Below are 12,595 nucleotides of genomic sequence, written 5' to 3'. Positions count from 1 at the left end.
GTATATCTTTAAGATATGATGTCTACGGTAACCCGTTTATCCATCTTAACGGCTGCTGATGCAACCACAGTGCGAAGCGCCTTGGCGATACGACCCTGCTTACCAATGATTTTGCCTACATCCTCAGGATGCACACTAAGCTCATATACAACAAGCCGATCCTTCTCCAAGGTCTTCACGGTTACATCTTCCGGATGATCGACTAAAGCCTTAGCAATGATTATCACTAATTCTTCCATGGTTGACCCTCCGTATCAGCACCTTATTTCTGTAGTTTAGATTCATGAAACTTTTTCATTACGCCCGCTTTGCTAAGCAAGTTACGGACTGTGTCGGATGCTTGTGCACCATCTTGCAACCATTTCAGCGCTTTATCTTCATCAATTTTTACAACCGCTGGTACTGTGATTGGGTTGTAGTAACCGATTTCTTCGATAAAACGACCGTCACGCGGGGAACGAGAATCAGATACCACGACGCGATAGAAAGGAGCTTTATGTGCACCCATACGTTTCAGACGAATACGAACTGCCACGAAAATTCACCTCCTTCAAAAAGTAGACTGTATATTGTTATCCCATAATTCCAAAGGCCTAATGGCCTTAGCGGAAAGGAAACTTCATACCTTTGCCCATACTCTTCAGCTGCTTCATAGCCTTGTTTTTGCCACCCTTAGGTCCCATCATGTCTGAGAACTGCTTCATCATGCGGCGCATTTCGTCAAATTGCTTTATCAGACGATTTACCTCAGCCAGTGATGTTCCACTGCCTACAGAAATACGTTTGCGTCGGCTATGATTAATCATGTCTGGGTTTTGCTTTTCCTGTGTGGTCATAGAATGAACGATAGCCTCAATCCGGCCCATCTGTTTGTCATCCACTTTGATATCTTTCATTTGCTTCATGTTGCCCATACCGGGAATCATATCAAGAATCTGGTCGATTGGACCAAGCTTCTTAACTTGATCCATTTGCTCCAGAAAATCTTCAAAAGTAAACTCGGCATTACGCATTTTCCGTTCCATTTCCTTCGCCTTATCGGCGTCGATATTGGACTGCGCTTTTTCAATCAGGGACAACATGTCACCCATGCCTAAAATCCGTGAAGCCATCCGTTCAGGATGAAACGGCTCCATCGCATCCAGCTTTTCACCCAATGTAGCAAACTTGATCGGGCATCCCGTCACAGCCTTAACTGATAAAGCTGCACCACCACGAGTGTCACCATCCAGCTTCGTCAGTACAACTCCCGTCAACTCCAAGCTACTATTAAAGTGCTCTGCAACGTTAACCGCGTCCTGCCCCGTCATGCTATCTACAACCAGTAGAACTTCATCCGGGTTGACGTTGGTATGAATCTGACGTAACTCTTCCATGAGCTCTTCATCAACATGAAGACGACCCGCAGTATCTATAATAACGTAGTCATTACCATTATCCTTAGCATGCTGCAAACCCTGTTTCGCAATTTCTACCGGGCTTGTCTGATCTCCCAGAGTAAATACAGGAGTATTAATCTGCTCCCCAAGGACCTGAAGCTGCTTGATCGCGGCTGGTCTATAAATATCACCAGCTACAAGCAATGGACGATGATTTTGCTTTTGCAACAATTTCGCCAGTTTACCAGACGTCGTCGTCTTACCTGCGCCCTGGAGACCCACCATCATAATGACCGTAGGCGGTTTGTTTGCTTTGGCAAGCTTGGCCTGACTGCCACCCATCAACTCGGTCAGTTCCTTGTTCACGATGTCGATGATGACCATGCCTGGCGTAAAGCTGTCCATCACTTCCTTACCAACGGATTTCTCCTTTACCTTGGCAATAAAGTCCTTTACAACCTTGAAGTTAACGTCCGCCTCAAGCAAAGCTAATCGTACTTCACGCATCGCCTGAGCTACATCATCCTCAGACACTTTTCCTTTGCCGCGCAGTTTACTGAATACATTTTGCAAGCGAGTCGATAATCCTTCAAATGCCATACTTTCGCACCTCCTTGTCTACCAGGGTTGTTTGTTCTTATATCTATATGTCCTACAATTCCTGCAGGCGATTTACAATTTGATGGACATGTTGCAGAGTGCCTTCATCGGACTCACCGATTTTACCGAATGCCTCATACAACGTCTTATTTAATTCTTCGAGATCTTGGATTCTACGCTCATACTTACTTAGCAAACCAAGCTTTTCCTCGTACATTTCCAATACCTGTTCAGCACGTTTAATATGTTCATACACTGCCTGACGGCTAATTTGAAATTCCGATGCAATTTCCCCTAAAGAAAAATCATCATGGAAGTAATATTTTAAAAACATCTGTTGCTTCTCTGTAAGCAGAGGTTCATAGAAGTCAAACAGTCGGTTAATCCGGTTTGTCTTTTCCAGCCGATTCTCCTGACTCATCTTGTATACCTCCATCGTCAAGGAAAAACACTTTACAGTTCTTTTCAACGTTCCTTATGATACATAAAAGAAAAGAAGATGTCAAGCGTTATCCCTTGTCATACAAAAAAAAGCCGATCCACTGCCCTTAAACGGAAGTACGGATCGGCTTTTTGCCCACTGTTACTTAAACCCTTACTGGAGTAAGATACAGCAGAACAGCCAGAAAGTGAAGTATGCTGCCTGCCAAAACAAACAGATGCCAGATCGCATGGTGATATGGAAATGCCCGCCACACATAGAAAATCGTGCCCAACGTATACATAAGACCACCTACGAACAATAACGTCATCCCTCCGGCGGGAACAGTCGCAACCAGAGGATTCCAGGCAATGGTGATGAGCCAGCCCATCACAATGTAAAACACGGTAGACATAAACAGAAAGCGCTTGGTGAAAAACGCCTTGAACAACACACCAAACAGTGCAATCCCCCAAATCACTCCAAACAGCGTCCACCCCATAGTACCTCGCAGTGCAACGAGCATAAACGGGGTGTAGCTACCTGCAATGAACAGGTAAATGCAAGAATGATCGAATATTTCGAACAAATCTTTCATTTTCCCTTCACGCAGGCTATGAAGCAACGTTGAATTGGTGTACAACAGCAACATCGTAATCCCGTAAATCGTAAAGCTGACGACATGCCAAGTGGTTCCTTTCATGCTAGCAAAAACAATGAGCAACACAAGCGCTGCTACGCTTAAAACGGCTCCAATTCCATGTGTAATGGCGTTGGCTACTTCTTCCCGTCGGGAGTAGGTATAGGTGTTTGCCATCGGTTTTTCACCCGGCTTCCTGATTTATATTTTACATACAAGATACATTACATATACGGCATCGACAGACTTCTTGCTTTCATTATACATCTGGGCGAACTTGAGCAGCAACAGGATGGCTACTTAGTCCCAAACGTAGCATGAAAGCCTACTTTAAACGTATCAGTTCTGTTCTTCCTCACCTGTAGCAGTTGCTTCGACCGTCTCTTCCTGAATCAACCCCGCAAACAACGCATGAACGAATTGCTCGGAATCAAACGGTTGAAGATCATTCACTTTTTCACCTAAGCCCACCAGCTTAACAGGCAAATTCAGCTCCTGACGGATGGCCACAACAATTCCGCCCTTCGCTGTACCATCCAACTTCGTTAGTACCAGCCCGGTTACACCGCTTTTCTCACCAAACAGCTTGGCTTGGTTAAGTGCATTTTGTCCAGTCGTCGCATCAAGTACCAACAACACTTCATGTGGAGCATCTGGAATTTCGCGTTGAATCACACGGAAAATTTTGTTCAGTTCCTCCATTAGATTGCTTTTATTCTGAAGACGTCCTGCGGTATCACACAACAAAACATCCACTTGACGCTGCTTGGCAGCCTGTACGGCATCAAACATAACCGCAGCCGGATCGGAACCGGATTGCTGCTTAATAACCTCTACACCTGCCCGTTCGCCCCATACCTCCAACTGTTCAATCGCACCCGCGCGGAACGTATCCCCAGCAGCCAACAATACTTTTTTGCCCTCTTGTTTAAAACGGTGAGCTAACTTGCCAATGGTTGTTGTTTTGCCGACGCCATTGACTCCCACGAATAAAATGACTGTAATCCCGTCAGGATTCATTTTGAGCTGACTATTGTCATTACCCCGCAGCAACTCAGACAGCTTCTCCGACAATACAGGCTGTAACTCGGATGCGTCCTCGATTTTGCGCTTTTTCACTTCTTCTCGCAGGTCTTCAATGAGGTTCATAACCGTGTTGACGCCTACGTCCGCTCCGATCAGAATTTCTTCCAGTTCCTCATAAAATTCCTCATCAATCTTTTTACGGCGAATCATCAAGTCCGTTACTTTTTCAACAAAACCTTTACGTGTTTTTTCCAAACCATCTTTGAACTGTTTTGTGACAGATTCAGTTTTGTTTGCAATGCTTTCCTTCAATTTCCTAAAGAAACTCATGGATTCCCTCCGTTGGTCTGAAAGTATGTTATTTAATGTCAGGCAATCTCAGCTTCATCGTTGTCCAGCTTGACAGATACGAGTTTGGAAACCCCGCCTTCCTCCATCGTAACCCCGTACAGCACATCTGATTCTTCCATTGTGCCCTTGCGGTGTGTGACTACAATGAACTGTGTCTGCTCCGAGAATTCTCGTAAATACTGGGCAAAACGCACCACGTTTGCTTCGTCCAATGCAGCCTCTACTTCATCGAGTACACAGAATGGAACAGGTTTAACGTGTAAAATGGCAAATAGTAACGCCATCGCTGTTAACGCACGCTCACCGCCCGACAGTAGCTGCAAGTTTTGCAGTTTTTTGCCCGGTGGTTGAGCTACGATGTCGATTCCCGTCTCCAGCAAGCGTTCCGGGTCAAGCAGCACGAGATCAGCACGTCCGCCTCCGAACAGCTTGGAGAATACCGTTCCAAATTCGCGCCGAATAGCATCGAATGTAGTCTTAAAGCGTTTGGACATTTCTTCATCCATTTCACGAATAACCTCATAAAGCGTTGTCTTGGCCTCCACCAAATCAGACTTTTGCTCATCAAGAAACGTATAACGCTCATGCACACGCTGGTATTCCTCAATGGCACCTAGATTCACCTCACCTAACGCGGAAATACCACGTTTGAGCCTTTCTACCTCACTCTGCGTACCTTCAATATCTTCAGGTATAGGGTAACGCTGCTTGGCTAACTCATAGCTGAGTTCATAATCATCACTTAATTTTTTCAGAACATTTTCCAGTTCCACATCAAGTCGATTTACTCCAATTTCCGTTTGACGAAGCAACTCCTCCACTGACTTGAGCTGAATTCGTTGTTCTTTCGTGTCGTTCTCAGCCACTTCCAGCTTTTTGGACAAGCTGCTGCGTGCAGCCCGCTTGAATTCCAGTTGCTGTGCGGCTTCTTCCTTTTTCAAACGGTATTGATTGAGATTTTCAATCTGCTTCACGGTCTCCTGCTCATTGGTCAGCAAATCTGCTTCGATGGAAGCAAGCAAGGTCTTGTTTTGTCTCGAATCCTTACCAAGAGTATCATAATCCCCACGCAATCTGCGCAGCTGCTCTTCCAATGAAAAGCGCTCCTGGTCCAGCTTTCCTTCTCTTACCTTGAGATTCGTGAGCTCTCCCTGCAGCTGCTCTTTGGCAGATTCGTTGGCTTTACGGGCGAATTCGGCAGCGTGAATGGCCTGATGCGTTTTCTTCTCTTCTTCCTCTAGCGCAGCCAACTTTACCAACGCTTCTTCACGGGAAGTTTCCAGCTCCTTGATTTCCTGATCAAAGCCCTTTTTCTCCTGACCAGACGCAGCGACCTGCTCCAGAACATGACGAAGTTCATGCTCTAGTTGCTTGAGTTCCATTGCCATCTGCTGCTCTTCACCGCGCTTCACATCGCCGCCCTGGCGCAACTCATCCAGACGGGTCTGTGTCTCCTCCAACTGGCGTTTGGTATCTATTGCACTCTGGCGCAACCTTGCAATTTGCTGCTCCGTATCCACAATATCTTGATCCAACTGATCTAGCTGACGCTTACGTCCAAGCAGATTAGCATTTTTCTTGAACTGGCTTCCCCCAGTCATGGAACCCCCTGCATTGACAACATCGCCTTCCAAAGTGACCACGCGGTATCTATATTGGCAACGGGCCGCAATACGGTTTGCATCTTCCAACGTACGGGCAATGACCACATTCCCCAAGAGACTGCCTACAATTCCGGCATATCGATCATCATACTGAACAAGATCTGCACCGATCCCGACAAAGCCTTCAGCGCCTTCTGCAATTTGGCGTTCCCCCGCACCGATTTGACGCGGGCGGATAACATCCATAGGCAAAAATGTCGCTCTGCCCAGTTGACGTTGCTTTAGAAAACTGATCGCCTGTCTGGATACGGATTCATTTTCCATCACGATATGCTGAACTGAAGCACCCAAAGCGGTCTCCATCGCCTGCTCTAAATGCTCAGGCACTCGAATCAGCTCCGCTACCGCTCCATGTACACCGTGCAAGGTTTCTTTTCGTGCAGCCTTCAATACCTCTTTAACTCCAAGCATGAAGCCGTCAAAGTCATCCTGCATTTCCTTCATCGTATCTCGCCGTGAAATTAGAGCCTCTCGTTTTTGTTCCCATTTACGAACCGTACCCTGGTTTTCTTCCAGAAGTTTTTGCAGGGCTTGGTACTTTTCACTTCCCTGAATATAGCCACTACGCAAACTACTTATTTCCTGCCCTAGCTTCTGAACAGCAGCTTCCAATCCCTTTTTGCGCTGTTCAAGCTGTACTTTCTGGGCTTCCCATTTGCCGGATTCGTCACTTACGCGAGTCACACGCCGTTCCAATGCTTCCTTCTGTTGGTCTGTATAACGAATTTCGTTACGGGCCTGTGCCATTTGATTCATCAGCTCCAGCAGACCACCCTTTAGGCTTTCTTCCTGCTCCTGGCTGATTCCGCCTGTAACACCAATCAGTTTGGCTTCTTCGTCAGACAGCCGCCCACGCAACTCGTCAAGCTCTACATTCAGTGCAGACAGCTTTTCGTTCAGTTGATCCAGTTCACTCCTGCGCTCGGAATGCCGTGATTCGCTTGTGCTAAGTGATAAGATCAATTGTTCCCGATTAGCCTCCAGATTGCGTGTGCGCTCTTTGAGCAATTCGCCGTAGCCTTCACTTTTCTCCGTCGCTTCACTGTATTGCAGCAGATCCCTTTGCAACCGCTCTACTTGCTCCTCCAGCTGGCGTAATTCGTTGCGGTCGCTTTCCAGCATCGCATCGTGGCGGGACACCACCGTAGACAACTGAAGTTGCTCCTGCTGCAGCAAAGCTAGTTTGGAAGTCGCATCGCTCCACGAAGTATGAATTTGTTCAATTTGATGGACGTACATTGAAATTTCTTTGGATTTCAATTCACCGCGCAGCTCTTTAAAATGAATCGCCTTTTCAGACTGCTCCTTAAGCGGTCCAATCTGATCCTCCAGTTCACTAACCAAATCGTGAATACGCAGTAAATTTTGCTCCGTTTCATCCAGCTTGCGAACCGCATCTTTTTTACGCGATTTATATTTTACGATACCCGAAGCTTCCTCAAAAATACCTCGGCGATCCTCAGATCGGGTACTCAGAATTTCTTCAATGCGTCCCTGTCCAATAATTGAATAAGCTTCTTTACCAATCCCTGTATCCATAAACAGCTCTGTAATATCTCGGAGTCTGCATGATTGCCGATTAATGAAATATTCACTATCTCCACTTCGATGTACACGTCGCGTTACCGTGACTTCACCAAAATCCAGAGGCAATGCCTGATCTTCATTATCCAGCGTAAGCGATACTTCACCGTAATTAACAGCCTTACGAGCATCACTACCCGCAAAAATAATGTCCTCCATTTTGCCGCCACGCAGTGATTTGGCACTCTGTTCGCCCAGCACCCAACGAATCCCGTCGGAAATATTACTTTTTCCGCTTCCGTTGGGTCCGACGACTGCCGTAATGCCGCGGACAAATTCCATTTCCGTTTTATCTGCAAACGATTTGAAGCCCGCCAGCTCAATGCGCTTTAAAAACATGCTCAATCTCACCTCTAACATTTCAAATATGCTTGTACAACACCGTATACCTGATTGATATGAATTATCCCTATTGTAGCATAAACTAGCTTGTATAAAGCACAGTACCGACACTCACATTACACCAGCAAAGCCACGAAAAAAGAGCAAAACGCAGTCCATTCGCCATTACGGGCCGGGACTCCCCGCGGACTGCCCTTTGCTCTTACTTTGTGTCCCCTGCTTGTGTAACCCGTCCGGGCTGCTCAGGTACCGATTACGATTCTGCCAGCTTCAAACGGTTTAAAGCTACTGCCGCCGCTTGCTGCTCAGCTTCTTTTTTGGAGCGTCCCGTACCTGCCCCTAGCCGTTCGCTGTCCATATATACCTCAGCTACAAACTCGCGCTCATGGGCTGGTCCGCGCTCCTCTACAATCTTGTATTCAAGCATCCCCATGTTATGATGCTGCGTCAGTTCCTGAAGCTCTGTTTTGAAATCACTCATCTGAAGCTTACCGTTTAATACAATTTGAGGAAAAATATAACGTTCCAGAAACGACCGGACGGCCTCCAGACCCTGATCCAAATAAAGCGCACCTACGAACGCTTCGAATACATCAGCCAACAGAGCCGGACGAGTACGTCCACCTGTCAACTCTTCACCTTTTCCAAGCAGTACATATTGCCCAAACTCAAGCCCGACAGCAAACTTCACCAGAGAAGGCTCACAGACAATAGCTGCACGCAGCTTGGTGAGTTCGCCTTCGGGTCGGTTAGGGTACTGATTGTACAATTGCTCGGACACCGTCAGTTCCAGAACAGCGTCACCTAAAAATTCAAGACGCTCATTGTCTGCATGCTGACTGAACCGATGTTCGTTTACGTAGGAAGCGTGCGTAAAGGCCTGCTTCAGAAGCTGCCGATTGTTGAATTGAATATGAAGTTTCTGCTGTAATTGCTTCAAGTCTCCACTCAACGAACTGACCCCTTATGCTTCATATTTTTTTAGAATAACCGTAGCATTGTGACCGCCAAAACCAAAGGAATTGGACATAACCACATTCAGTTCCGCTTTTCTCGGCTTATTAGGTACATAATCAAGATCGCATGCCGGGTCTTGATTATCCAAATTAATCGTTGGCGGAATCGTCTGATGCTGAAGGGCGAGACCACAGATCACGGCTTCAACGCCGCCCGCTGCACCCAATAAATGCCCTGTCATCGACTTAGTTGAGCTGATCGCTACCTTATAGGCATGCTCTCCCAGCGTTTTCTTGACTGCTTCCGTTTCGGATTTATCACCGACTGGCGTAGATGTACCATGTGCATTGATATAATCAATCTCTTCAGGATTCAATCCAGCATCACGGATCGCCATTCTAATGCAGCGTGCTGCTCCCTCTGGATCAGGCTCCGTCATATGATGGGCATCGCCAGAAAGACCGTAGCCAATCACTTCACCGTAAATACGCGCACCACGCTTCAAAGCATGATCCAACGATTCTAGAATAAGAACACCAGAGCCTTCGCCCATAACAAACCCGTCTCTTTCGGTATCAAAAGGACGGCTTGCCTTTTCAGGCTCGTCGTTACGCGTGGACATTGCTCGCATGGAACAAAATCCAGCCATACCAATCGGACGAATAGTCGCCTCAGCTCCTCCGCAAATCATGGCGTCTGCGTCACCACGCTGAATCATGCGGAAGGAATCACCAATAGCATGACTGCCCGTGGCACAAGCCGTAACCGGTGATGTATTGGGGCCTTTAGCACCGAGTGAAATTGACACTTGACCGGAACCCATATTAGCAATCATCATCGGGATGAAGAAAGGGCTTACGCGTTTAGGTCCTTTTTCAATCAGTGCGTTGTGCTGATCCTCCCAAGTTCCCAATCCACCAATACCGGAACCGACAGATACACCAACACGCTCAGCATCCGCATTTTCTCCGATTACAAGTCCGCTGTCCTCAAGCGCCAATTTACTAGCAGCAACCGCAAACTGCACAAAGCGGTCCATTTTACGCGCATCCTTACGTTCAATATAATCCTCTGGATTAAAATCTTTAATGGAAGCGGCTATTTTCGTAGTGTACTCACTTGTATCGAAAGCTTCGATTTCACTGACGCCGGATTTTCCAGCCATCAGATTATCCCATAGTGTGTTCAAATCCTGTCCCAGCGAAGTGATTACACCCATTCCTGTTATGACAACACGTTGTTTCAAAGATAATCACCTCTATGTCTACTGCATATTGTATTTTAAGACCGCACTCTCTTGTGCGTAAAAATAATATAGAATCAACTAAAGTTAGTAATGCCGCATACTCCTCAGCCTTTGACTAAGTGAAGCTGAGCCAGACTCAAAAACACGCGGCAATTCCGTCTTTAGTTCAATCTGTATAATTAGGAGAAAGTCCCGCCTGTAACAGAACGGGACTTTTGATGACATGAATTAGGTATGAGATTGTATGTACTTCACAACTTCACCTACAGTTGTAATTTTCTCTGCATCTTCATCAGAGATTTCCATATCAAACTCATCTTCCAATTCCATTACCAATTCAACTACATCGAGAGAATCAGCGCCTAAATCATCTTTAAAAGATGCTTCAAGTGTAACTTCGGCTTCGTCGGCTCCCAAACGGTCAACGACAATGCGTTTTACGCGCTCCAATACATCGGACATCCGGCTCACCTCCTCTTAGGTATTATACGAAAATTACAATTAAAATGCCATAGAAGAGAGTTTTCATTGACAACTCTTCATCGGGGCATGCGGATTGGCAACATGCTACTACATATACATGCCGCCATCCACATGCAAAGTCTGGCCCGTCATATATGAGGAAGCATCCGAGGCCAAGAACAGCACCACGTCAGCAATTTCCTCAGGCCGTCCAAGACGGGCCAGCGGAATACCGCTCAGCATATTGTCACGCAAATCATCAGCCAGCACCTGCGTCATCTCAGTATCGATGAATCCAGGAGCCACACAGTTCACTGTAATACCTCTCGAAGCAAGCTCTCGAGCAGAGGATTTGGTAAGACCAATTACCCCTGCTTTAGCAGCAACGTAGTTGGCTTGTCCTGCGTTGCCAAGTACACCAACCACGGAGGAGATATTGATAATTCGGCCAGAACGCTGCTTCATCATTGGACGTGTTGCCGACTTAAGACAATTAAACACACCCTTCAGATTCGTTTCGATCACCTGATCGAATTCCTCTTCCTTCATGCGCATGATTAAATTATCTCTTGTTATGCCGGCATTATTCACCAGGATGTCAATCTTGCCCCAAGCGCCAATCACATCCTTGATCAACTGATCTGCTTCGTCAGCGCGACCGACATTTGCCTGAACTGTAATAGCCTCTACACCTTTGGCACGAATCTGCTCTGCTACCTCAGTCGCAGCCGCTTCACTACCAGCATAGTTTACCGCCACATTAGCACCTGCTTCAGCCAGCGCCAGCGCAATACTACGGCCAATTCCGCGCGACGCTCCCGTAACGAGCGCCGTTTTTCCACTCAATGGCTTAGACATCATAGTCCCCCCCTTGCAAGTATATAACCCGTTAAGGCAATGATTATACTTTTAACGGGCCTCCAAGGCTTCCGTTACAGAAGCAAACGACTCCAGGCTGCTTATATTATACAGCTTAACCGATTTGTCGATTTTTTTAACCAGTCCAGTCAATACACTTCCCGGTCCAAACTCAACAAAGGTGTCAACACCTTGTTCTAGTAGCCATGTTACACTGTCTTCCCACAGTACCGGAGAATAGACCTGATCCACCAACAGTTGGCGAATTTCGCTCCCCTCACGTACAGGTTTAGCTGTTACATTGGCAACAACCGGAACCTGAGCTTTGGAGAAAGTTACAGCCCCCAACTTGCCGGAGAGCTTGATCGCTGCTTCCTTCATCAGTGACGAGTGGAAAGGACCGCTAACCTCCAGAGTAATAGCGCGCTTGCCTCCTGCTTCCTTCACACGTTCAGCGACAGCAGCTACGCCCTCCTTCGTACCAGATACAACAATTTGTCCAGGACAATTGATGTTGGCTAGTTCGACCAGTTGACCAGACTTCGTAATATCACGGCACAATGCTGCCAATGCTTCACGATCAGCTCCCAACACAGCAGCCATCCCGCCTTGCCCATCAGGAATGGCCTGCTCCATGAACTCGCCACGTGTACGAACGATTTCAACCGCATCCTCAAATGCGAGGACACCGGAAGCGACTAGCGCGCTGTATTCTCCTAGACTGTGTCCAGCCACATAATCGGGATGAATGCCCATTTTTTCCTTGAACGCTTCATACAACGCAATGCTCGCCGTTAACAATGCAGGCTGCGTATTGGATGTTTGCTTCAAAGCTGTGTCCGGCCCTTCAAAAATCAGTGTGCTTAGTGCGAACCCTAACCGTTCGTCCGCTTGGCGAAATACTTCTGTTGCAGCTGGAACTGCTTCATAAGCATCTTTAGCCATACCTACAGCTTGTGAACCCTGACCGGGAAATATAAATGCCGTTTTGCCCATCGTGTATGCACCTCTCTGTATCCAATGCTTGTCCTGTAAAACACTACACAAATTCAATATTATATCAAA

At 46.8% G+C, this 12,595-nt stretch carries 12 protein-coding genes; all 12 read right to left on the bottom strand.

Annotated elements, in window-relative coordinates; all coding sequences use genetic code 11:
* Window positions 1-8: 8 nt before the first annotated feature.
* The 12 genes from ACM1ND_RS10070 to fabD all read right to left on the bottom strand — a co-directional run bounded on the left by ACM1ND_RS10070 (window position 9) and on the right by fabD (window position 12,526).
* A complete protein-coding gene (locus tag ACM1ND_RS10070; RefSeq protein WP_013309863.1) occupies window positions 9-239 on the bottom strand; it encodes a KH domain-containing protein in 231 nt (76 codons plus the stop codon).
* Between the two features lie 23 nt (window positions 240-262).
* A complete protein-coding gene (rpsP, locus tag ACM1ND_RS10065; RefSeq protein WP_013309862.1) occupies window positions 263-535 on the bottom strand; it encodes a 30S ribosomal protein S16 in 273 nt (90 codons plus the stop codon).
* Window positions 536-602: 67 nt separating this feature from the next.
* Window positions 603-1,979, bottom strand: a complete 1,377-nt coding sequence (ffh, locus tag ACM1ND_RS10060; protein WP_023988170.1) for a signal recognition particle protein — start codon at window positions 1,977-1,979, stop codon at window positions 603-605.
* Window positions 1,980-2,031: 52 nt separating this feature from the next.
* Complete coding sequence (locus ACM1ND_RS10055) at window positions 2,032-2,400, bottom strand: putative DNA-binding protein (RefSeq protein WP_023988169.1); 369 nt, start codon at window positions 2,398-2,400, stop codon at window positions 2,032-2,034.
* A gap of 166 nt (window positions 2,401-2,566) precedes the next feature.
* A complete protein-coding gene (gene trhA, locus ACM1ND_RS10050) occupies window positions 2,567-3,217 on the bottom strand; it encodes a PAQR family membrane homeostasis protein TrhA (protein ID WP_023988168.1) in 651 nt (216 codons plus the stop codon).
* A 162-nt stretch (window positions 3,218-3,379) separates the two neighbouring features.
* Window positions 3,380-4,396, bottom strand: coding sequence for a signal recognition particle-docking protein FtsY (gene ftsY, locus ACM1ND_RS10045; RefSeq protein ID WP_028542736.1), 1,017 nt, complete (start codon window positions 4,394-4,396; stop codon window positions 3,380-3,382).
* Window positions 4,397-4,434: 38 nt separating this feature from the next.
* Entirely contained in the window at window positions 4,435-8,004 is a 3,570-nt protein-coding gene (gene smc, locus ACM1ND_RS10040; protein ID WP_418027630.1) for a chromosome segregation protein SMC, read from the bottom strand.
* Between the two features lie 256 nt (window positions 8,005-8,260).
* Window positions 8,261-8,959, bottom strand: a complete 699-nt coding sequence (gene rnc / locus ACM1ND_RS10035) for a ribonuclease III (RefSeq protein WP_013309856.1) — start codon at window positions 8,957-8,959, stop codon at window positions 8,261-8,263.
* Window positions 8,960-8,971: 12 nt separating this feature from the next.
* Window positions 8,972-10,210: a beta-ketoacyl-ACP synthase II gene (fabF, locus tag ACM1ND_RS10030; protein WP_023988165.1), complete on the bottom strand. Its 1,239-nt coding sequence runs from the start codon at window positions 10,208-10,210 to the stop codon at window positions 8,972-8,974.
* Window positions 10,211-10,438: 228 nt separating this feature from the next.
* Window positions 10,439-10,672 (bottom strand): acyl carrier protein, encoded by a 234-nt coding sequence (locus ACM1ND_RS10025; RefSeq protein WP_007429985.1) that lies wholly within the window; start codon window positions 10,670-10,672, stop codon window positions 10,439-10,441.
* Window positions 10,673-10,780: 108 nt separating this feature from the next.
* Window positions 10,781-11,530, bottom strand: coding sequence for a 3-oxoacyl-[acyl-carrier-protein] reductase (fabG, locus tag ACM1ND_RS10020; RefSeq protein WP_023988164.1), 750 nt, complete (start codon window positions 11,528-11,530; stop codon window positions 10,781-10,783).
* A gap of 51 nt (window positions 11,531-11,581) precedes the next feature.
* Entirely contained in the window at window positions 11,582-12,526 is a 945-nt protein-coding gene (gene fabD, locus ACM1ND_RS10015) for an ACP S-malonyltransferase (protein WP_418027629.1), read from the bottom strand.
* Between the last annotated feature and the right edge of the window lie 69 nt (window positions 12,527-12,595).

Origin of the sequence: Paenibacillus sp. JJ1722 (genome assembly GCF_048282685.1) — a bacterium.
Lineage (GTDB): Bacteria > Bacillota > Bacilli > Paenibacillales > Paenibacillaceae > Paenibacillus > Paenibacillus polymyxa_B.
The sequence above is the reverse complement of the archived record's forward strand: the minus strand, read 5'-3'. Positions and strand labels throughout refer to the sequence as shown.

What these genes read in the sequence shown, in the direction of transcription:
- fabG (WP_023988164.1), bottom strand. Translation starts at nt 11,530, where the DNA reads ATGTCTAAGCCATTGAGTGGAAAAACGGCGCTCGTTACGGGAGCGTCG.
- ffh (WP_023988170.1), bottom strand. Translation starts at nt 1,979, where the DNA reads ATGGCATTTGAAGGATTATCGACTCGCTTGCAAAATGTATTCAGTAAA.
- ACM1ND_RS10025 (WP_007429985.1), bottom strand. Translation starts at nt 10,672, where the DNA reads ATGTCCGATGTATTGGAGCGCGTAAAACGCATTGTCGTTGACCGTTTG.
- trhA (WP_023988168.1), bottom strand. Translation starts at nt 3,217, where the DNA reads ATGGCAAACACCTATACCTACTCCCGACGGGAAGAAGTAGCCAACGCC.
- ftsY (WP_028542736.1), bottom strand. Translation starts at nt 4,396, where the DNA reads ATGAGTTTCTTTAGGAAATTGAAGGAAAGCATTGCAAACAAAACTGAA.
- ACM1ND_RS10055 (WP_023988169.1), bottom strand. Translation starts at nt 2,400, where the DNA reads ATGAGTCAGGAGAATCGGCTGGAAAAGACAAACCGGATTAACCGACTG.
- smc (WP_418027630.1), bottom strand. Translation starts at nt 8,004, where the DNA reads ATGTTTTTAAAGCGCATTGAGCTGGCGGGCTTCAAATCGTTTGCAGAT.
- fabD (WP_418027629.1), bottom strand. Translation starts at nt 12,526, where the DNA reads ATGGGCAAAACGGCATTTATATTTCCCGGTCAGGGTTCACAAGCTGTA.
- ACM1ND_RS10070 (WP_013309863.1), bottom strand. Translation starts at nt 239, where the DNA reads ATGGAAGAATTAGTGATAATCATTGCTAAGGCTTTAGTCGATCATCCG.